The organism is Heyndrickxia acidicola, from assembly GCF_001636425.1.
Classification (GTDB): Bacteria; Bacillota; Bacilli; order Bacillales; family Bacillaceae_C; genus Bacillus_AE; species Bacillus_AE acidicola.
Genome location: NZ_KV440953.1, coordinates 2,875,334 through 2,896,605, shown reverse-complemented (window position 1 = coordinate 2,896,605; position 21,272 = coordinate 2,875,334). Strand labels below are relative to the sequence as shown.

Sequence of the window (21,272 nt, the reverse complement as noted above, 5' to 3'; positions counted from 1 at the left end):
TGTATAACAAAAAACAAAAGGCGCTTATAGTCATTTCAATAATTGTCTTTCCACTTCTTTTACGAGGTCTGTAATATCATGTTCTCCATTGTATGTGGCATTTAGCAACTCTGTTTTCCGGTAGCCGGTTTCATATTTAATTCTTTGATACACCTGGTAACCATAGCGGGCAGCTTCCTCATGGGAATTCAGCGGGAAAGTGAGGTCATTCACTTTAAAACGTCCAAAGTGAAGAGATCGACTGCCTTCAATAACCACCAGTACTCGAATGTTTAGCTCCAATTTGAACACTCCTGGATAATTAGTTAGTTATTTAGCTTTAGTTTATGCGAAAGTATGTTCTTATACAACTGTTATGTTCATTTTTTTATAAGGTTTTGTGACCCTGGATAGTATTGTATATAATTAAATTAATTTGAATACTAAGTTATATAGGGATAGCTCAGCTTGGTAGAGCACTAGTATGGGGGACTAGGGGTCGCAGGTTCGAATCCTGTCTTCCGACTTTGCATTAAAACGATTGTGGCATCTTGACTGGATGTCTTTTTTTGAGGCTCTGTTATAGAACGCTGTTGTTTTTCAGCTCATTCGTGTTAAACACTGTTTCACACGAATGAGCTGAAAACGAGCAGCTTCAACAACATCAAAAAGCACAAGGGGTGATTGCTCACAGCCCCTGTGCTGTTCTATTAAAATTTAGCAGCAACCATGTCCCCAGCCGAAGCCGTGTCCGTGGCCAAACCCTGGTCCGTATGGCACTGGTCCTCCGCAGCAAGGATTTACTGGTGCTCCACACATGGAGTGTGTTTCGCAGCATTCATTTACACAAGATTCAGTGTGAGGGAAATAGTGCTCGTGATGAATAACGTGTCTGTTAACATTAGTAGTATGAGTTGGATGGACGTGTGCAACTACTTTATTTATAACATTTGTTTTCACATATTCTCTAGGTGGAGAAACACATCCTGGGTCAAATTGAGTTGGCATAACTGTCGGCGGACACTCTTCAACAGGCATATGGCATCCTGGTACTCCCATGTGGCCATACCCGCCAAATCCTACATTACTAGGAGCGAATCCCACATTGCTATGACCAAATCCCACATTACTAAAGCCACCCATTCCTACGTTGCTATAGCCTAAATTATCATAATGCATATTTTTTTCCTCCTCGAATTTATCTTTGATACGATATCATTATATGGTGTAATGCCTTAGTTGTACTGGTCACTTTACCCAATTTTACCTTGCAAAGTTTAAGGTTTTTTAAAAGACATGCTGCTCTATTGTTTTAAAATGGTGTATGTCCGCCGTCAAAATTAAAAGGAATGCTTATTGGTTTTAGTAGAAAAAGATCCCCATTTGTGATGCTTGCTGCCAGTTTGTACACTAAAAAATGTTATGCCGCACCTTTTGAGAAACGGTTGGTTCTTTTTAAAAGAAGATTGCAACTAAGGTTGAAGTTGAAAAATGGACGGGAGAAAAAGAGAATAAGCCATAAATGATGATACCTCTAAATAAGATGTAATGAGGTGAAGAAAAATGGACATGGGATCAATGGTCAGAACAATTTTTTTGGCCGCAGCTTTAATTAATCAAATACTAGTCATGAATGGCCATCCGCCACTCCCGTATAGTAATGCCGAAATGGAAAGTACTCTGACATGGGTATTAACTTCAGTTGCTTCCGTATGGGCCTGGTGGAAGAATAATTACATTAGTCATAAAGGAAGAAAACAAAAGGTGGTACTGCAGAGAGAGGGATTAACTAAATAGGAATTTTTGTTTCAGGTATGGCAAAACCTGTTCAATAAGGTGATTGTTTAATGCTTTACTCCATTAAAGGGGTCTGACCCCTTACTTACGGTAATGCATAAAAGTACAAAAGGGTTAGATTAAGTAGGTGCTTTTTTTCGTAAAAAGCATCATTCTGAATGAACATGAGGTTAATAACAAAAAATAATGAGGATAAATCCGCCCAATTGCAAATAACCATGCTATAATGGATTTTTGCTCTATTCATGTGTTACCATTTAAAAAAGCTCTTTTTATGTTTTTGCTCCTAAAAGACAAATGCAATGCTCTGTAATTCTAAGCAAAAAGAGTTATGAGAAACAAGCTATAAATCAAGAATTAAATGTAAAACCTACATTTTGTACAAATAGACTTAATAAAAATAGGAAGTGACAATCTAATGATTAAGATAGAAATGCCGAAGCCGGATGTTGTTGTAACAAAACAAAAGCAAGCAGGAGACGAAAAAGACCACAAAATCAGCAGTGCATATAACTTTGTTGATTTTAGGCTGATTCCAAGAGATAAAGGAGGAATCATCTTATTTTATAATGTTAAAGGGGAACTTTTATTTGTAGGCAAAGCCAGAAAGCTAAGACAAAGAGTGCAGAAGCATTTTGAAGACAATGTTTCTCCAATCAAAGGACATCGAGATGAAATCCACAAGATTTGTGTATTTTATGTAGAAGATCCTGCCGAAAGGGAAATCTACGAAACGTACATCATTAATAACCAAAAATCTAAGTATAATGTAGAAAAAGTATTCTATAAATAGGAGTTGTTGAAGAACTCTGTCGATTCTTAGATGTGCTGAAAAACAAACAGTTATCAACCTTTAAATAAACCTATAACCGCTTATAAGATGAACGCACACAAAAAGCTGCCTTGAACAGGCAGCTTTTCTTATATTAATCTTTTATAAAGTTGTATAAGACGTTAGCGATATCCTCAAGATAGGAATATTCTGTTGTTCGATTTTTACATATATCATGAAGGTGGAAGACTTCTGATTCCTTTGAGTAACTAAAGGCTACTTCCTTATGGTTATTCCGTAATGTATGAGTGACGTGAGAATTGACATATGGATCTATTTTTAAATCATCAAGCATTTTAATGATCTGTACTAAGTTCATTTTTTCATCTCCTTCCCTTTAAAAGGGAATACTTAGAACATGATTCATTGGAAAAAGTTTTGCATACTTTAACTCTACCAGAAACCTTCCAAAAAGATAGGGGAAAGGGCGAGATTTAACAATTGTAATATTCCATAATAATTGCTTCTATTTTACTATTTCATCCCTAAGTTTGAAAATTAACTTTAATTTGCTGAGGCACATTAAGAAATGATATTTCAAAGAAATTTTGTTCATTCCCAGCAATAGAAGCGGTGTATCTTTTCAGCAGCTATTTAAACAGGGCAGCAGGATAATGATGTATATAGTACGAATATAGGAGGAAGTATGCTTGAGTGGAAGGTATCGGTGATGACAGTCCTTTGCTTTTATGCGTTTGTTTTCTGCATGCAGGCTTAGCCACTTTTTCACTGATGTCATGCTGCTTCTTCCTCTCCAACACTACTGGGCTTTTAACTGAGCAATAAAAATAGAAGAATAGGAGACCGCTTCATGATTCGCAAATTTTTTTCGTATTATAGGCCGCATCGAAGGCTATTTATTATCGATTTTTCCAGTGCCATTATAGTTGCGTTGCTTGAGCTTGCTTTTCCACTTGCTGTCCAATGGTTTATTGACAAACTTTTACCAGGTCAGGACTGGAGGACCATTATCACCGTAAGTGCAGGGCTGCTTCTGCTCTACATATTCAGTACCTTTCTGCAGTTTATTGTTAACTATTTGGGACATATGCTGGGGATTAATATCGAGACTGATATGCGCCAGCAGTTGTTTCAGCATGTACAGAAGCAGTCCTACCAATTTTTTGATAATACCAAGACTGGCCATATTATGAGTAGAATTACAAATGATTTGTTTGATATTGGCGAGCTGGCTCATCATGGTCCTGAGGATTTATTTATATCATTTATGACGATTATAGGCGCCTTTTGGATCATGTTTACACTGAACGCTAAATTGGCATTGGTAACAATTTGTATCATTCCTTTTTTAATTCTCCTAATTATTATTAGTAATTTAAGAATGAATACAGCATGGGATAAAATGTACGGTGAAATTGCTGATATTAATGGAAGAGTAGAGGACAGTGTATCTGGAATCCGTGTTGTTCAATCCTTTACCAATCAAGCTTATGAGATTTTACGTTTTACTGATAATAATCAAAAATACCGTCTCGCTAAGCTTGGAGGATATAAAGTAATGTCTTTCAGTTTATCTGGCATTTATATGATGACAAGGATCATGACACTTGCCGTTCTAGTTTTCGGTGCATGGCTCAGCTACCATCATCAGCTTTCCTATGGTGAGCTGGTCGGGTTTGTTTTGTATGTTAATGTTCTCTTTAAGCCTGTTGACAAAATCAGTGCACTGATGGAAATCTATCCAAAAGGGATGGCCGGTTTCAAGCGGTTTACAGAAATATTGGATCAAGAGCCTGAAATTGAAGATTCTGAGGCTGCCATCAAGGTAGATTCGTTTATTGGGGATATAGAATTCCGTGATGTAAGTTTTAGGTATGACGATAGCAAAGAGGTACTTAACGACATTAACTTAACTATACAAGCAGGTGAAACCGTGGCATTCGTAGGGCCTTCTGGAGCAGGAAAAACAACGATATGCTCGTTAATTCCTCGTTTTTACGATGTTAATGAGGGATGCATAATGATTGATGAAATGGATATTCGTAATATGACGCTTGAATCCCTTCGATCTCAAATTGGAATTGTCCAGCAGGATGTCTTTTTATTTACAGGAACGCTGCGTGAAAATATTGCATACGGAAAATTAGGGGCAAGTAATGAAGAAATTGAAGAAGCAGCAAAACGGGCTCACTTGGAAGGGATGATCCAATCACTTCCTGACGGCTTGGAAACACAAATAGGGGAACGTGGATTAAAGCTCTCAGGAGGGCAAAAGCAAAGACTGGCTATCGCAAGGATGTTCCTTAAGAATCCACCCATCCTTATACTGGATGAAGCTACATCGGCCCTTGATACGGAGACTGAAATGATCATTCAAAAGGCACTGAATGAACTTGCGAAAAATCGTACGACATTAATTATTGCCCACAGGCTCGCAACCATTCGTGATGCTGACAGGATTGTTGTGGTAACAGAGGATGGAATTGCAGAAGAAGGAGGGCATGATGAATTATTGGAACGGGGTGGTATTTTTGCAAGGCTTCATCAGGTGCAACTTCAGCGCTGATCAAACATATTGGCACAAAAAAGCATGGCGTGCGCCATGCTTTTTGCATGCTTCACCCAGCATTAATCAAAAAAGAAAGACCGGTTGCGGGAACTTATATTTAGTACCAGTCCAATGGCGAACATATTGCTAAGCAAGGAGCTGCCTCCGTAACTTATGAAAGGAAGCGGTATACCGGTGATCGGGAGAATTCCAATATCCATTCCTACGTTTTCAAAAACGTGAAAAACAATGACACCAATGATACCGGCACAAATATAGGACGAGTAAGCGTCTTTTGTTTTTAAACCGACTAGAATAATATTGAAAACCAAGCTCATAAACAGACAAATCACAAAGCTGCTCCCAATGAATCCAAAATTCTCACCTATTGCACTAAAAATAAAATCGGATTGCTTTTCTGGAATATATACTTTTGATCCAGAATGAAAATGCCCGCTCATCATTCCGGAACCAATCGCCCTAACTGTCTGCAGGTAGTTATATGCCAGTGTCTTTGCATATTCCTGAGGCCTTAGCCATGAATTAATCCGGTCAAATTGGTACGTAGATACATGCAAATATTTTTGCAAAAGAAGCGGATCTGCCAAAACTAAATAAATAACGAGTGTGCCAATACCGGCTGTTGCAGTAATAACAGGAACTAGAAGCTTCCAGCTTATTCCGGAAACCAGCAGCATGACAAAATATAAAAACATCATTACAAGAGCTGTTCCAAGGTCCGGCTGCTTCATAATTAAAGCAATGGGGATAAACGTAGCAATGGAAAGTTTTCCTATAAGGAGGATGTCTGTCTTTAATGTTTTATGAAGATGCTTTGCATTATGATCATAAATCAGTTTACTTAATGTCAGAATTAATCCTACCTTCATAAATTCTGATGGCTGGATAGAACCAATGGCTGGAAGAACAAACCAGCACTTTGCTCCATTTCGGACAGGCGCAATACTGGCAGGAGCAACAATCAAGAGAATTAATAAAAAAATACAAACACCATAGAATATCCAGGTGATGTTGCGCCATTGTTCTTCATCAGGCTGCATTACTCCAATAATAATAGGAACTCCAACGATATACCAGAGGATCTGCCTCACAACAAAGTTAGTGGTATACTGGTGGGTTTGCTGTGCAAAATAAATCGCCACACAACTGGATAAAAAAAGTAAAAGCAGCACGAGTATTATATTATAGTTTATTAAAACTTTATTTCGATTATCCATTCTAGCACCAACCTGAAAATTTGTGTGGTTATGTTAAACCTCTGAACAAATAGAAGGATTATAATTATACATTTATCTTTACACTAAACATGGGAGATATGTAAGAAACATCAATGTTTTCCAGTTAATCAAACGTTTAATTAAGTTTTTTCGGTGAATTCTTTCGTCTGATTTATGCATTACATATGCTGAATTCATGTTTTAAGCAAATGATGAAAAAAGTTGTGATGAAGAATAGCCTACTTATTTTGGCTATTTCAGCAAATTGGAGAATTTTTTTAAAGCTGTGTCCATGACTGTCATTGATCTTCTGGGACAGATTGATAAGGTTGGTCAAAATCGGTCAATATACCTATCGAATTTGTTTTAGTAGCTGCGTTTTCATCGCGATTTCTCTTCAGAGGCTTGTTTTTTCACATGTTATTTGCAAAATTTTATTCTGACCGATGCCACGTTGACTCTATATATGGTAATAGGGAGGGGTAATGTATAAAGGAGATTGTAAAAAATATGGAAACAGGCAAAACAGCGAATTCGACAACAACGAACACAACTAGAATTTTTTAAGAAAAGGATATTATGATTTTTGTCGATATGTGTCGTAATTTGAAGAATTAAAAAAGTGGTTTTTGAGGCTAATATCTGTGAAAATATATATTGGTGATATATATTTACCTCACTAAAGCGGTAAAAATAGGTGTAAAGTATGGTTTTTATTAGAATTTGATTAAATACACCGCTTTTCATAAGTTTGTATAGTCTTAAAGAATGTAATATTAACCAGACTTTTACTTGTAAAGAAACATTATGAAACAGAGGTATTTTTTACAGGTTGAGCGTTTTTTTATAAAAGTTATAATAAAAGTGCGAGATTTAGATGGAGTCATTGTTATCCTTTTTGGAGCTGACAATGGCTCTTTTTTTGTTTCTTGATTGCTTATTTCCCATAGCGGCTCTCAAAGTATCGTCTGTTCTTTTATTCTGCAGGAGTCCCGCTCCTGCCGCTCCGATTATATGGTGATAACATTAACATTGAGTTTTAACAGAACCGATCCATTAAAAAAGCTATCCCCTTCGTATGTAAAGTGGACAGCTGCAAAAATTAATATTTTTTGTACATTCCTACAGAGACAGGAGATGTATAATCAAAACCGAATTTTTTATATAGTTGATCTGCAGGTAAATCTGCAATTAAACTCACATATGCATGTTTTGGAGCATGCTTATCCAAGTAATTTGTAATTTCCTTCATTATTAACTTTCCGATACCCATTCCCTGATAATCAGGACTGACAGCAATGTCTACAATTTGAAAAAAACATCCTCCATCTCCGATTATCCGGCCCATTCCTATTAGCGCTGTTTTTTCCCGTATCGTTATAGTGAAAATTGAATTTCGGAGCCCAAGAGCAGATGCTGCCAGATCCTTTGGACTTAGCCCTGCTTTTACTCTTAATTGGTTGTATTCTTCAGGAGCAGGGGGGATAAAAGAAATATCCATATTCATGCATTAACCTCCAAAACCTCAGACTGGTATCAAAAACGTTCATTTTTATAAGAGGGAAGGACTTTGGGGAATGTAAATAAGAAAGCAGAGCCCTTTCCCACCTCACTATTTACCTGGATTGATCCCTTCATTGCCCGTACGATGCTGAATACTACCATCATTCCCAAGCCTGTCCCTTTTTGGGCCTTTGTCGAGTAATAAGGCTCACCCAGTCTTTCAAGCTGTTCCTTGTTCATTCCCATTCCTGTGTCCCGTATAATCACTGTGACTTCATATCGGCTAAATTCTGTTTCAACCGTAAGTATACCGCCTTTTGGCATTGCTTCAATAGCATTTTTCATTACGTTCAGGAAGCATTGATGAAACTTATGTAAGTCGCCTTCTATAAAACCAATTGCAGAAAATTGGGTAATGATTTCGACGGAATTACGATTTGCAATAGGCTGAAGGATTTTTATAATGTGAAGAAGCTCTTTTTTTACATTTAATATTTCAAGAGAGTTGAGGGAGGGCTTAGAAAAAGTTAAATAGTCCTGTATGACTTTTTCAGCTGATATCAGCTCGTTTTTAACGATTTCAAGATACTCCTTTTTCTTGTGCTTTTGTATATTATCATCTTGCAGCAGCTGAACAAAGCCAATGGCTGCGGTAAGTGGATTTCGTATTTCATGGGATATGGCGGCGCCCATTTGTTCGACGGCTTCTAATTTCTTGGATTTGATTAAATGTCTTTTTAACAGAAGATTTTTACTTACAAATTCAATAGCATATGCAATTAAGCCGGTTCCGAGTGGGGGAATGCATAGATAGGCCAGCCAGACGTCAATACGGTTGTCTGTTGGACCAATCATTTCTAATCCTATCATGGAGATAAAACTGACGATAAAAGATATAAAGATAGTGAATAAAATTTTTCGTCTGTGGGTGAGATTCCCAAACCATGGACGCAGAGATCCAAAGACTAAAGCGATAATTAAATAAAGAATTAAATTACACCAAAAACCAGAATTAATGCCATAAAAGGCGCGCAAAAAGATAGTTGCAATGGCAAGTAATGGGCCGAGTTCCAGGTATAATCCACCTAGAATAACTGGAATGTCGCGAAGGTCAAGAAAAATGGAATCAGATAGCTTATAGGATACAAGGAAGCAAATGATAATAGCAATTACAAAAGAAGCAAACGCTACCGGCTTGGAAATAGACCGGATGCCAAGACGATCTGACCATATTAAACAGACAAATAGCAATATAAAGAGTAAGGAAAGATTAAATAAGAAATGCATTGTAATTTCCAATCAAATCACATCCAGGCTGTTATTAAGAAAATTTTACATTTTTATTTAAAATTAGACAATAGCTTTTTAACCACTCTTGGAATAAAGTCTGTTTTTTCTGAAAAAAACCAAAAGGAAAAAGCAGCTATTGACTGCTTTTTCCTAGTAGCTTTTGAATAATTTCTGTGCCTTTTAGAAGGGCGAATAAGCCTGTAATTAAGGAATATCCCACTATTCCGACGAACGGCCATATCTGCCCCAAAAACTTCATTATCATTTGAATTATGTGCATAAATGAATCACTCTTTTTTTCTTTTAGTATGCGCATTTTCGGGAGAATATTTGCTTGGAAATTTGGTGAGTGCAAAAGGCGGTTTACATTAAGAAAATACTTACCTACAAAGTTTTCAGACCAGAGGTTGTTTATATGTAAGAAAAATGGTCTGTATTTATCATATAACAGTAGCGGGAGTGCAAGTCCAAATAGAGGTCCAAAGGGATTGAGGTTAAAAGGAGAAGTATAAAAAAACAATCAATCAATAAATAATCCTTAGTCCGTTTTATCTCCAAAGTAGGAACGATAATTAATAATTCCAAATGCTACAATTCCGCCCAGCAATACTAAACTGTTAAGAAGGGTTGCCAAGTTTTCCACCTCCAAGCATTGAAATGGACTATCTATTGTTAAAAGAAATACTCATTTGGTATGTGCATTTGTTTTATAGTATATGGAAATAATTATAAGGATATATAAATACTGCATTAAGTTTCTGTAAATATTTTTATTCATTATTGAGAGTAGGATGAGCAGTTTATTAATAATGTAATTTCTCTTAAAAATGAAGCTGGATTTTTATTATATCATTTTTATACATTTTTGGCTTTGATAAAAATTTATCGAGAAATGCTTGTTGTTTAGCGTAGTTTAAAGTAAAAAAAGAAACAAAAAGTAAGCTTTAGTTCAAGGATAAGGAAAGTCCTTCATTGGTGTTATGAAGGCCGTTCCGTATGAATATTTTAAGATAAATGTCCTTCATTGGTATTATGAAGGACATTACGCGTGATTAATTTGTGGAAAATAGCCTTCATCGTTGTTATGAAGGCCGTTCCGTGTGAATAATTTGAGATAAAAGTCCTTCATCCCTCTTATGAAGGGCTTTTCCAAAGATTTCTTTCTTACTTTTGTCCTTCATCGCCCATATTGTTGCCGTACTGCCAAGCCACTCTCTAAGCTTATCCCATCCAGCTATAAAATATATGATATATGAACTACTCCTCTTTTGATTTATGTTATTCCTCTATAAACTCAATTGTTTCACCATCTGGACCTTCATAAAAAACGGTTTTCCAGCCATTGTCTAAGGTATAGGGACCATCCGCCGGGAATATCCCCTTATTCTTCAGGCTGTGCACAGTCTTGTGAATTGAATCTGTAGAAAAAGCAAGATGAGCTGAAGAAGGAGGAGCAGTCTTTTTGATGAGTTCGATTTGTACCCCTTCCCCCTCCAAAAAGATAATATCTTCATTAAAAAAATCGATTCTGTTTTTAAAATGAAGGCCAAGGAGACCCTTGTAAAAAAGCATAGATCTCTCCAATTGGTTTACTTCAATTCCTATATGATGGAGCTTCATTTTAAACACCCGCTTATATAATGAGATTCATATCGCCAAATTCGTGCCATAAATATTTTTTTTCAATGGCTTCTTGATAAGCCCTATACAGAATGGGCTGATCGACAAAAGCGGATAATAAGTCCAGGTGGCTTGCTTCTGGTTCGTGCAGACCTGTAATCAACCCATCCGCCACCTTTAATTCTGTATCCTGCTGGATATAAAGATTGGTCCAGCCGCTGCAGGCTTTAATATCTCCATCCTCCATAGCAGCAGTCTCAAGAGTACGCACAACAGTTGTGCCCACCGCTATTATACGGCCGCCGGCTTTTTTGGTCTTTTGTATGGCAATGGCTGTCTCTTCTGGAATATGGTACTCTTCGAAATTCTCCCTAGGGCCAATATGCCATTTATCGTCGAGGAGATAGCTTAGTCCTGTATGCAGCTGAATATATGCTATTTGAACTCCTTTTTTTTGCAGCTGAAAAAGAAGTTCCCAGCTAAATGCTCTGCCGGCTGACGGCATTTCTACAGATCCCGGCGAGGAAGCAAATACGGTTTGATAATAATCTAAATCCCATGGCTGATTTATATACTCATAACGGACCGGCTGGCCAAGGCTATAGATTTGGTTGTAGAGTTCAGAGCAGCATAGGTTAAATTGAAGTGAGACAAAAGGAAACTCTGGATCAGCATGGGTGACGATGGCTTGGAAAACGGGTGAAAAATAGATTTTTTCACCAACTCGAAGTGTTTCTCCAACAATTAAAGCTTCCCATATATTCTCGCTTTTGCGGTGAGCCAGTCTAATTTCTATTTCTTTCTCCGCTTTGCCATCCATCCACTTCCCCTTTAAGACAGCTGGAACCGTACGGCTGGCATTTAGGACAATCAAATCTCCTTTGTTTAAATAATCTGCCAGGTGGTGAAAATGTGTGTGCTCAGTGGATCCATTTTCTTTATTAATGACCATCAACCTGACGTGATCTCTGCGAATACCCCGCCGTTCTGGAGGTGTGGTCGCGTTTAAATCATCCGGCAAGTAAAAATTCATAGCATGGATGCTCATCATTGTTCACTTCCTTCTGCAGTAAAGTTCTGTGCTTCTAAACGCTGGCCGTTTACTCCTTTAGATTTGTCAGAAGCAAGGTATCCAAATACCTGAACGACGTCATCGGGATCTGCCAGCTCATAATCACAGTCAGGTACAGCAAGGCGATGCATTTCTGTATTCATTTCACCTGGGTCTACCATATTCACTCGCACGCCGGTTTCACTTACTTCATCTGCCCACGTTTCAGTCATTCCTTCAAGTGCAAACTTAGAAATTCCATAAGCTCCCCATCCCGCATAGCCTGTTCCTCCAGCCTCAGAAGTGATATTGATGATGCTGCCTTCGTTTCGTTGCAGCATGCCAGGAAGGACTCTTCGCGTTACAAGGAACGGGCCAACCGAATTTACCCGGAGCACCTCAGCAAAGTCTTCTTCAGGATAATCCAAAAGATAGGGCATAGGGCTGGGGCCGAGAATAGAGGCGTTATTAATTAAAACATCAATTCTCCCAAAATGTGCTTCAGCCATTGCGACGAATCGTTCAACATCCTTGGCAACTGAAGCATCTGCTATGGCAGAAAGGACTTCTGCGCCAAGAGTCTCAGCTTCCTTTTTAATTTCTTCCAACTGTTGTTTCCCTCGTGCACAAATAGCCAATTTACATCCTTCTCTTGCAAAGAAGAGCGTGAGGGACCTGCCTAATCCTTTTGATGCACCTGTAATCATTACAACCTTTGTCATTTAAATATCCTCCCTTTTAGCCTTTGTTTTATATTTATATACTTTTTAAACAAAAATGTTTATTAAGTTGATAAATTGATTATAATTTTCTGCTTTGTAAGCGTCAACTGTTTTATATCAAAATGTTTCGACAAGTATTTTTCTGCAAAAAAAAGCCCCCAATCAAAGGAGCGGCTTCTAATTTATATTATTCTTTGTTACATTTGCCTGGCGATTTAAATCAAGGGGCTGGGTTATTATTGGGCGTTTCCGTATAGCACCAGTGGCTATTGAATTTAACATAGCATTATTTTAAGAAAAAAGAAGCGTTATCCACTATTTCAACATCATTGCGCTCTTTAATTTGAGACATAAGATGGAAAAGTGCCTGATCTTTTTGTTTTGCTTCAATCATGCAGTCTATGTGTTGAACACTGCCTTTTACTTCGTTTAGAAACTTGAAAAATAAATCAATGTCCACGTATTCAGCATGATGGCGATATTCCTTCTCACTCTTTGGGCTGGAAATATGCATTTTAAGAGGAAGAGGGGAGCTGTTCCATGTGTTAACTATTCGGTTCCAATGGCTCAGCCAATCTGCATCCTGATGATGAGCTAAATGATGATGGTAATCAAATACCAAAGGCAGGCCTAATTTTTCACAAAGATAAAGAGTATCCATAAGGGTAAAGGATGTATCATCATTTTCAAGCATAATCATTTCCTGAAGGTCAGACGGAACATACATCCAATTGTGAATAAATCTTTCAAGAGCAGATTCAGTTTCTTTATAGCTGCCCCCCACATGCATCACACACCGGTGGATAGGATCGATACTCATGCCTTTTAAAAGCCTATGGTGAAGGCGGAGGGTCCTAATTGAATTTTTTAGAATTTCACTTTTGGGTGAATTTAGGAGTACAAAATAGTCTGGATGGAAATCCAGGCGCATCCTTTGTTCCTTAGCGTATTCTCCTATTTTTTTTAGTGGTTCTGTTAAAGGCTGCATATAATCCCAATCGAGCAATTCTTCATGATTGGCAAGAGGAATAATCTTCGATGTTAGTCTAAAGAATCGTATATCATTTGCAGCGTTATGCCGCAAAATTCTTAAGATATGCTCAAGGTTAGAAAGGGCAATTCTCTCTAATTTATGAATTGCAGCCTCACGGTCTTTTATCCTTGAAAATTGTGCAAACGTCATGGTTTGCGAGGGTGATGCGTTCTGCAATTGCATACTCATGGCTACATATCCCAGACGGATGAAGGTCATTTGCTGTTCACCTCACTAGTGTTTAAACATGTATGAGATTAGTATGTCCAATACAGAATAGCGGTACTTATTAAACAAAAAAAAATCCGGCTCCAGGGCCGGATTAACATTTAGGTCTATAAAAAGGGGGGTGTGTTGGTTGGCTTGTCCTTGCAACCTGTTTTTATATTAAAACAGAAAAATGAGAATTAGGTGAAAAGGAGTTTATAAACCAGTAAGAAATAAGACTGTTTCTTGCATAGGGAGAGGGGAGGAAGAGGATACAAATCTCAATCTGAGGATGAACATTCGTCCTTTGATCTTCCTGTTTTCCTTTTGATCACTTTATGCTTTAAAAGTGCCGGTAAATTAAAAAGCTCTATGAATAAAAAAATAATCAATAGGCCGACGATGAGCCTTGGCATGTCCATTATAGTGCCTCAGATTTATGTGTAATTTGAAGGAGTTTAGCTGCAACAATGTGTTAGATGAATATTATTACATGAAAAACAAGCCAACGAGAATGTCGGCTTGTTTTTTAGCAAAAAGTGCTTTTGTATTGCAAAGTTTCAATATCCATTTATAACAAGGTCCAATTTCCCTGTTTCTGGATTGATGAGCAATCCATGAACGGGGATATCCGCTGCCATCAATGGATGATGTTTAATCATATTGACGCTGTTTACAACATTATCTTTAACATCACCGAAACCATGGAGCCATTTGTGGAGGTCCACTCCTGAATGGATCAGCGTTTCGATTGTCTGCTTTTCAATGCCTCTGCTCATCATATCTTCAAGTACTTTTTCGCTGTTTAATCCGCTTGCACCACAATCATAGTGTCCAATTACAATGACCTCATCTGCCTGAAGTTCATATACCCCAACAAGGAGACTTTGCATAATGCTGTCAAATGGATGGGCAATAACCGCCCCTGCATTTTTAACAATTTTGACATCCCCGTTTTTTGTATTGGTAGCTTTATGTACAAGTTCAACCAAACGAGTATCCATGCAGGTTAAAATGACCAGACGTTTATCTGGAAATTTGGATGTTACATATTCCTTATACTGTTCCTGTTCAACAAATTTCTGATTAAAGCTTAGAATATCATCTAATAATGTCAAATTGATCACCTCTTATATCATTTTAATCAACACGAAAGATGATTGCAAAGAAATATGCTGTCTCTAATGAAGGGAGGAGAAAAAAAGAGCGATACTTTAACACTTTAAAGGAAAGAAGGGGTCAGACCCCTTCTTTCCTTTAAAGTAGTGAATCGCTGATGAGCAAGGGACTTTCGCTTTTCTTAATGTCTAGCTCCAGCGCCTATCGGCTAGCGGATTTCTGCGTCTCCTCCCTGCGATAAGTCAACATCAGCTCCTTCCTCGCTGTGTTTCCTTTATCTCAATTAGAGACTGCGAAAATCCGTACGCCGGTGAGCAAGGCGCTTGCGCTTTTTTTATTTGAGCACAGTAGTGGCAAGGAATTCTTTTGTACGTTCTTCTTGGGGATGATCAAAGAATTCCTCTGGCGTTCCCTGCTCCAGGATTTCACCGCCGTCCATAAAAACAATCCGATCTGCCACTTCACGTGCAAACCCCATTTCGTGTGTGACGATAATCATGGTCATACCGTCTTCAGCCAATTCCTTCATCGTATTGAGCACCTCGCCAACAAGCTCTGGATCAAGAGCGGAGGTAGGCTCGTCAAAAAGCATGACACTGGGTTTCATCGCAAGTGCTCTTGCAATCGCAACCCTTTGCTTTTGTCCACCAGAAAGCTTGCTGGGATATACATCTGCTTTGTCTTCGAGCCCGACTTTTTGCAAAAGCACCTTTGCTTCGGTTACTGCCTGCTTTTTGGGAAGCCGTTTCACCATAATAGGTGCTTCTATAATATTTTCAAGAACTGTTTTATGAGGAAAAAGATTGAAATGCTGGAACACCATTCCCACTGTTTGTCTGACTTCATTGATATTATGGGTAGCAGGAGTGACTTCCTTTCCTTCCAGTATAATTTTGCCCGCATCCTTTTTTTCTAAGAAATTCAAGCAGCGAAGAAGGGTGCTTTTTCCCGATCCGCTTGATCCTATTAAACAAACCACATCGCTTTCATTCACACACATATCTATTCCTTTTAGAACATGAAGATTGCCAAAAGATTTATTTAAATTTTCTACGGAAATCATTTCTCTTTGTTCCATTTCCTTTCCTCCTATCGATCGCTGACTGTAAGTCTTGTTTCAAGCACCTTGACCACAATCGTTAAAATAGCCACAAGAATTAAATAATAAATCGCTACAATAATTAAATAGGTCATTTCATCAAAATTATTGGATCCAAGCGTAGTGGCAACATTAAATAATTCATTCATAGAAATAAAGGCCGCCAGAGATGAATCCTTAAGACCGATAATGAACTGATTGCCAAGAGGGGGGAGGGCACGGCGAAATGCTTGGGGAAGAATGATACGACGCATCGTCATCGCCTTGGTCATTCCCAGAGAACGGCCGGCTTCCATTTGCCCTTTATCAATCGACTGAATCGTTCCGCGGAAAATTTCTGCAATATATGCACCGTTGTGAAAGGCTAAAGCCAGTGCTGCTGCCCAGAAATCAGGGATGAGAAAAATGCCGCTTATGCCGAAATATAATATGAAAATCTGGACTATTAAAGGAGTTCCCCTGACCAGGTAAATATAAATATCGGATATGTATCCAAGAGGTTTCACATTTGAAAGCTTTAATAATGCAAAGATGAGGCCAATTATAATTCCGATTAATATAGAGACAATCGTCAGCTCAAAGGTAAGCAGCATAGCATGGAGAAATACTCCTTTACTGCTTCCCAGTACATTTAAAACGTGCTGGATATTAGGCAAAATGAATAACATCCTTTCTGCTATATAATTTAATTTTTAGGCTTGGAGGTGATGTCTTGTCCAAAATACTTCATGCTGATTTTCCTTAAAGTCCCGTTTTTTCTTAAATCCTCGAGTGCTTTATTGACCAATTTAAGAAGGCCGGGATTATCTTTAGGAACGACAACCGCCTGTTCGCTGCGCTCAATAAGCTGTTTACCTTTTACTTTAATGCCATCTTTAATGGCTGTTTTTCCGGTAACAAAGTCAGTAATAACAGCATCATGCCTTCCAGAGCTCAAGGCTTCCAAAGCTGTAATGTCGCTATCATACACCTTCACATTATTGGTATATTTCATTGCCAAATCTGCGTAAGTCGATCCTTTTGCTGCTGCCACTTCTTTGCCCTTTAAATCACTGATTGATTGTATACTGCTGTTAGGCCGTGTGAAAATTTGGGGACCGGAATAGTAGTAGGGCGTTGAAAAAAGTACTTGTTCTGCCCGTTGCGGTGTAATTGTATGGCTGGCAACCGCAATATCGGCCCTGCCGGATTTAACTGACTCAACAATGCCTTTAAAAGTAATTCTCTTCGGTACAGGTTTCAGGCCGAGATCTTTAGCGATGGCATCTCCAACCTCTACATCGAATCCTGTCATGGTCATATCTTTTTTTACATAACTAAATGGCTTGAACTCACCTGAGGCAGTGAAAACAAGTTCATTTTTATGTATAAGCTTAGCTCCGCCTGGAAGCTGTTCTTTTTTAGCACAGGCAGATAAAATGCTAATGAGAAGCACTAAAATGCTTAGTATGGCTGTATTTTTCCTCATTCATCCATCTCTCCTTCCTTGCATAAGCAAATGCAGGGTACCAGACCTTGCTAACTAATTACCCTTAAACAGCTTGAATAATCATTTAATTGCGAAGGCATACGTGAGGATATATGGGTTTCTTTAGAGAAGGTTCTGTCCATTTGCACTCCAGCCGTTCAAAATTACGAATGGCTGAAATGAGCATTTATCTTTTCCAGAACTTTAAGTAAAACAGCTAAAATGCAGAAAAACCATTTATAGGAAGTTCTTAAATTTGTTCAGATAATTGCAGTATAGAAGATTTCATGTTACATTTAATTCATAGTTATTTTATAGGAAATGAGGGGAATTAGGGTGGGCAGAGAGTTTAATCAGCTTTTTGATGAATGGTCTCATTCTTATGATGAAACTGTTAATGGAAATGATCCAGAATATGAAGAAGTATTCGAAGATTATGATATAATTTTATCGAAGGTAGCCGAAAAGGCAGGCGGTACGGTTATCGAATTTGGAGTCGGTACAGGCAACCTTACTCAAAGGCTCGTGGAAAGAGGATTAAAGGTTATCGGGATTGAACCCAATGAAAAAATGAGAAGTATCGCAGGCGGAAAGCTGCCCGATGTTACAATAATAGATGGAGATTTTCAGGACTTCCAAGTGAATATTCCTGTGCACACGCTTGTCAGCACATATGCATTCCACCATTTAACAGATGAAGAAAAAGGAATAGCCATAAGGGAATACAGCAGGCTGCTTCCTGAGAATGGACGAATCATTTTTGCTGACACCATTTTTGAAACAGAGGAAGCAAAGAAACAAATGATTCGGGAATCAGAGGAAAGAGGATTTACGAGACTGGCAGAAGATTTACAGAGAGAATATTATACGACTATAGCAGTCTTGCAAAATATATTGATAGAAAATGGGTTCAATGCAACTTTTACAAAATTAAATCGATTTGTATGGCTGCTGGATGCAGTAAAAGAAGGGAGAGATTAATATGACTGAACAAAAGAAAATGAACGTAGAAAGCTTTAATTTAGACCATACAAAGGTAAAAGCGCCTTATGTCCGCCTTGCAGGAGTAAAAGAGGGGATAAAGGGAGATGTTATTCATAAGTATGATGTCCGCTTTTGCCAGCCGAACAAAGAGCATATGGAAATGCCTGCCCTTCATTCACTTGAGCACTTAATGGCGGAGCTAAGCAGAAACCATTCAGACAAAATCGTTGACATCAGCCCAATGGGATGCCAAACTGGTTTCTACGTCTCTTTAATCAATCACGATGATTATGAGGATGTTCTGGCCTTATTAGAAAAAACGTTGAAAGATGTTCAGGAAGCAACGGAAGTTCCTGCATGCAATGAGGTTCAATGCGGATGGGCAGCAAGCCACAGCCTTGAAGGCGCTAAAGAACTGGCAGCCAAAATGCTTTCAAAACGTGATGAGTGGAAGGAAATTTTTGCTTAAGTTGAGGGATACGAATGAAGTATGCAAAAAATGTACATGAGCTGATTGGAAATACACCCCTTGTAGAAATTACTTCTTTTCCGTTGCCGGAGGGTGTCCGTTTATTTGCAAAACTGGAATATTTTAATCCGGGCGGAAGTGTTAAAGACCGGCTTGGCCAGTACCTTTTAAAAAGGGCTTTTGCGGACGGAAAGCTGAAAGAGGGCGGAACCATTATTGAGCCTACAGCAGGAAATACAGGTATCGGCCTGGCTCTTGCAGCTATTCAGTTCAAGGTAAATGCCATATTTGTTGTCCCCGAAAAGTTCAGTATGGAAAAGCAGACGCTTATGAGAGCACTTGGTGCCAGGATAGTGAATACTCCAACTGAAAGAGGAATGGCTGGAGCGATTGCAAAAGCAAAAGAACTGCTTGATACTATACCTGATGCTTTTTATCCCGGACAATTCCAAAACGCAGCAAATCCGGATACTTATTATGAAAGCCTTGGCCCTGAATTGTATAAGGATCTGGACGGACATATTGATATCTTTATAGCTGGAGCCGGCTCTGGCGGAACATTTATGGGGACATCGCGTTATTTAAAAGAAAAAATTCCCCATATTAAAACGGTCATTGTGGAGCCGGAGGGTTCCATTTTAAATGGAGGAAAATCCGGTCCCCATCGCACAGAGGGGATTGGGATGGAATTTTTGCCTCCATTTATGGAAAAGTCGTATTTTGATCAAATCTATACAATTCCAGATGACGTTGCTTTTGCTAGGCTTGCAGATGCAGCACGTCAAGAAGGCCTGCTGGTTGGAAGTTCCTCGGGTGCTGCATTGGAAGCTGCTTTAAGAGAAGCGGAGCAGGCAAAGCCTGGAACAAACATTGTCACGATTTTTGCTGATAGCAGCGAGCGGTATATCAGCAGCGGTATTTATTCATAGGGTCTGTTAAAGCCTAAATGTTGAGAATTAACCAAAGGTGATTGGAATAATAAGCGAAACTTCCTGCAGGCAAAGCGCTGAGGAGGAAAGCCAGCCCCCGGAGCGTAAATCAACAGGCAAGATTGACAGAGCTTATTCATAAAAGGCCATTCGTTTGGATAAGAAGGCCAGTTAAAAGGTGGGAAAAACATTGCGTAAAAAAACAAAGTTTATTCATGGCGGTATCAGCCGTGATCCTTATACAGGTGCTGTATCAACTCCTATTTATCAAGTTAGTACTTATAAGCAGGATGGAGTCGGCAATTTTAAATACGAATACTCTAGGACGGGAAATCCAACACGTGAGTCCCTTGAAAAGCTTATTGCAGACATTGAAGGCGGAAGCCGCGGATTCGCTTTTGGCTCCGGTATGGCGGCTATTACTGCGGTCATACAGCTCTTTTCTGCAGGTGACCACATCATTGCAACCGATGATGTTTACGGCGGAACATTCCGTGTCATGACAAAGGTTTTAAATCGTTTCCATATAGAAGTTACCTTTGTGGATACAAGTGATTTGGAAAAAGTGAAAGAGGCTATAAAACCTAATACCAAGGCTATCTATGTTGAAACGCCTACGAATCCTTTATTGAAAATTACCGATTTGAAAGCGATTGGCGAATTGTCCAAAGAAAAAGGCTTGAAATTTATCGTGGACAATACCTTCAGTACGCCTTATTGGCAAAACCCGATAAAGCTGGGTGCTGATATTGTTCTTCACAGTGCAACAAAATATCTTGGCGGACATAGTGATGTCGTGGCAGGACTAGTTGTTGTAAATGATGAGGCTTTGGGAAATGATCTTCATTTTGTTCAAAACTCAACAGGCGGAATTCTTGGGCCGCAGGATAGCTGGCTTTTGATTCGCGGAATCAAAACATTGGGAATCCGCATGGAGGAAATTGAACAAAATACGCTTGAAGTGGTTAAATTCCTTCAAAAACACTCTGCTGTCCAAAAGATCTACTATCCGGGTTTAGCAGAGCATCCGGGCCATGAGATTCATAAATCTCAGTCTGAAGGCTTTGGAGGCATGATTTCCTTTACAGTTGAAAGTGAAGAAAAAGCATTAGATGTGGTTAAAAAAGTACATTACTTTACCCTTGCTGAAAGTCTTGGGGCAGTGGAAAGCTTAATTTCCGTCCCTCCTTTAATGACCCATGCATCCATTCCGCGTGAACGCAGGCACGAACTTGGAATTGAAGATGGATTGATCCGTATCTCAGTCGGAATTGAAGATATTGAGGATCTTCTTGAAGATTTAGAGGCTGCATTACAATAGCAAAAAGAATGCCGTTCCGTATAATCGGAACGGTTTTTTTCATTCAGCCACAAAAATAGGATAACGAAAATGAAACTTTTATACGTTAGAGCGTAAAAGGGG

At 38.7% G+C, this 21,272-nt stretch carries 21 protein-coding genes and 1 tRNA gene; 8 read left to right on the top strand and 14 right to left on the bottom strand.

What is annotated here, in order from left to right; all coding sequences use genetic code 11:
- Positions 1–30: 30 nt before the first annotated feature.
- A complete protein-coding gene (locus A5N88_RS13580; RefSeq protein ID WP_066266919.1) occupies positions 31–282 on the bottom strand; it encodes a hypothetical protein in 252 nt (83 codons plus the stop codon).
- A gap of 152 nt (positions 283–434) precedes the next feature.
- Between A5N88_RS13580 and A5N88_RS13575 the strand changes: the two genes are divergently transcribed.
- Positions 435–503 (top strand) — tRNA-Pro (locus A5N88_RS13575).
- A gap of 193 nt (positions 504–696) precedes the next feature.
- Here the strand turns inward: A5N88_RS13575 and A5N88_RS13570 are convergent.
- Entirely contained in the window at positions 697–1,158 is a 462-nt protein-coding gene (locus A5N88_RS13570) for a CotD family spore coat protein (RefSeq protein WP_412733816.1), read from the bottom strand.
- 384 nt (positions 1,159–1,542) lie between these two features.
- Between A5N88_RS13570 and A5N88_RS13565 the strand changes: the two genes are divergently transcribed.
- Together A5N88_RS13565 and A5N88_RS13560 are read left to right on the top strand one after the other, a co-directional pair.
- Positions 1,543–1,776: a phage holin gene (locus tag A5N88_RS13565; RefSeq protein WP_066266917.1), complete on the top strand. Its 234-nt coding sequence runs from the start codon at positions 1,543–1,545 to the stop codon at positions 1,774–1,776.
- Between the two features lie 418 nt (positions 1,777–2,194).
- Positions 2,195–2,569, top strand: a complete 375-nt coding sequence (locus tag A5N88_RS13560) for a nucleotide excision repair endonuclease (protein WP_066266914.1) — start codon at positions 2,195–2,197, stop codon at positions 2,567–2,569.
- 133 nt (positions 2,570–2,702) lie between these two features.
- Here A5N88_RS13560 and A5N88_RS13555 read toward each other — a convergent pair whose 3' ends face one another.
- On the bottom strand, positions 2,703–2,927 hold the full coding sequence (locus A5N88_RS13555) for a hypothetical protein (RefSeq protein WP_066266912.1): 225 nt from the start codon (positions 2,925–2,927) through the stop codon (positions 2,703–2,705).
- A 492-nt stretch (positions 2,928–3,419) separates the two neighbouring features.
- On the opposite strand from A5N88_RS13555, the gene A5N88_RS13550 reads away from it, so the two are divergent.
- On the top strand, positions 3,420–5,135 hold the full coding sequence (locus A5N88_RS13550; RefSeq protein WP_066266909.1) for an ABC transporter ATP-binding protein: 1,716 nt from the start codon (positions 3,420–3,422) through the stop codon (positions 5,133–5,135).
- Positions 5,136–5,197: 62 nt separating this feature from the next.
- Here A5N88_RS13550 and A5N88_RS13545 read toward each other — a convergent pair whose 3' ends face one another.
- The 11 genes from A5N88_RS13545 to A5N88_RS13490 all read right to left on the bottom strand — a co-directional run bounded on the left by A5N88_RS13545 (position 5,198) and on the right by A5N88_RS13490 (position 17,467).
- Positions 5,198–6,355, bottom strand: coding sequence for an FtsW/RodA/SpoVE family cell cycle protein (locus A5N88_RS13545; RefSeq protein ID WP_066266906.1), 1,158 nt, complete (start codon positions 6,353–6,355; stop codon positions 5,198–5,200).
- Positions 6,356–7,457: 1,102 nt separating this feature from the next.
- Positions 7,458–7,862, bottom strand: coding sequence for a GNAT family N-acetyltransferase (locus A5N88_RS13540; RefSeq protein ID WP_066266905.1), 405 nt, complete (start codon positions 7,860–7,862; stop codon positions 7,458–7,460).
- A gap of 29 nt (positions 7,863–7,891) precedes the next feature.
- Entirely contained in the window at positions 7,892–9,157 is a 1,266-nt protein-coding gene (locus tag A5N88_RS13535; protein WP_066266904.1) for an ATP-binding protein, read from the bottom strand.
- A 1,269-nt stretch (positions 9,158–10,426) separates the two neighbouring features.
- Positions 10,427–10,768, bottom strand: coding sequence for a VOC family protein (locus A5N88_RS13525; protein WP_066266900.1), 342 nt, complete (start codon positions 10,766–10,768; stop codon positions 10,427–10,429).
- Between the two features lie 13 nt (positions 10,769–10,781).
- The gene (locus tag A5N88_RS13520; RefSeq protein ID WP_232317579.1) at positions 10,782–11,819 is read right to left on the bottom strand and encodes an S-adenosylmethionine:tRNA ribosyltransferase-isomerase; all 1,038 of its coding nucleotides are present in this window, start codon (positions 11,817–11,819) and stop codon (positions 10,782–10,784) included.
- Positions 11,816–12,541 carry an SDR family oxidoreductase gene (locus A5N88_RS13515; RefSeq protein WP_066266899.1) on the bottom strand — a complete coding sequence of 242 codons (726 nt, stop codon included), beginning with the start codon at positions 12,539–12,541 and terminating at the stop codon, positions 11,816–11,818. Before A5N88_RS13515 ends, A5N88_RS13520 begins: the two co-directional genes overlap by 4 nt.
- Positions 12,542–12,827: 286 nt before the next feature.
- Positions 12,828–13,793 (bottom strand): UV DNA damage repair endonuclease UvsE, encoded by a 966-nt coding sequence (uvsE, locus tag A5N88_RS13510; RefSeq protein WP_066266896.1) that lies wholly within the window; start codon positions 13,791–13,793, stop codon positions 12,828–12,830.
- Positions 13,794–14,341: 548 nt separating this feature from the next.
- Positions 14,342–14,899 carry a beta-class carbonic anhydrase gene (locus A5N88_RS13505; protein ID WP_066266894.1) on the bottom strand — a complete coding sequence of 186 codons (558 nt, stop codon included), beginning with the start codon at positions 14,897–14,899 and terminating at the stop codon, positions 14,342–14,344.
- 335 nt (positions 14,900–15,234) lie between these two features.
- On the bottom strand, positions 15,235–15,978 hold the full coding sequence (locus tag A5N88_RS13500) for an amino acid ABC transporter ATP-binding protein (RefSeq protein WP_066266891.1): 744 nt from the start codon (positions 15,976–15,978) through the stop codon (positions 15,235–15,237).
- Positions 15,979–15,989: 11 nt separating this feature from the next.
- On the bottom strand, positions 15,990–16,667 hold the full coding sequence (locus tag A5N88_RS13495; protein WP_198160273.1) for an amino acid ABC transporter permease: 678 nt from the start codon (positions 16,665–16,667) through the stop codon (positions 15,990–15,992).
- A gap of 17 nt (positions 16,668–16,684) precedes the next feature.
- Positions 16,685–17,467 carry a transporter substrate-binding domain-containing protein gene (locus tag A5N88_RS13490; RefSeq protein ID WP_066266887.1) on the bottom strand — a complete coding sequence of 261 codons (783 nt, stop codon included), beginning with the start codon at positions 17,465–17,467 and terminating at the stop codon, positions 16,685–16,687.
- Positions 17,468–17,803: 336 nt separating this feature from the next.
- Between A5N88_RS13490 and A5N88_RS13485 the strand changes: the two genes are divergently transcribed.
- From A5N88_RS13485 to A5N88_RS13470, 4 genes are all read left to right on the top strand, one after another.
- A complete protein-coding gene (locus A5N88_RS13485; protein ID WP_066266882.1) occupies positions 17,804–18,448 on the top strand; it encodes a class I SAM-dependent methyltransferase in 645 nt (214 codons plus the stop codon).
- Between the two features lies 1 nt (position 18,449).
- On the top strand, positions 18,450–18,920 hold the full coding sequence (locus A5N88_RS13480; protein ID WP_066266880.1) for an S-ribosylhomocysteine lyase: 471 nt from the start codon (positions 18,450–18,452) through the stop codon (positions 18,918–18,920).
- 14 nt (positions 18,921–18,934) lie between these two features.
- Entirely contained in the window at positions 18,935–19,849 is a 915-nt protein-coding gene (locus A5N88_RS13475) for a PLP-dependent cysteine synthase family protein (protein ID WP_066266877.1), read from the top strand.
- A gap of 190 nt (positions 19,850–20,039) precedes the next feature.
- On the top strand, positions 20,040–21,170 hold the full coding sequence (locus A5N88_RS13470) for a bifunctional cystathionine gamma-lyase/homocysteine desulfhydrase (RefSeq protein WP_066266876.1): 1,131 nt from the start codon (positions 20,040–20,042) through the stop codon (positions 21,168–21,170).
- Positions 21,171–21,272: the final 102 nt, after the last annotated feature.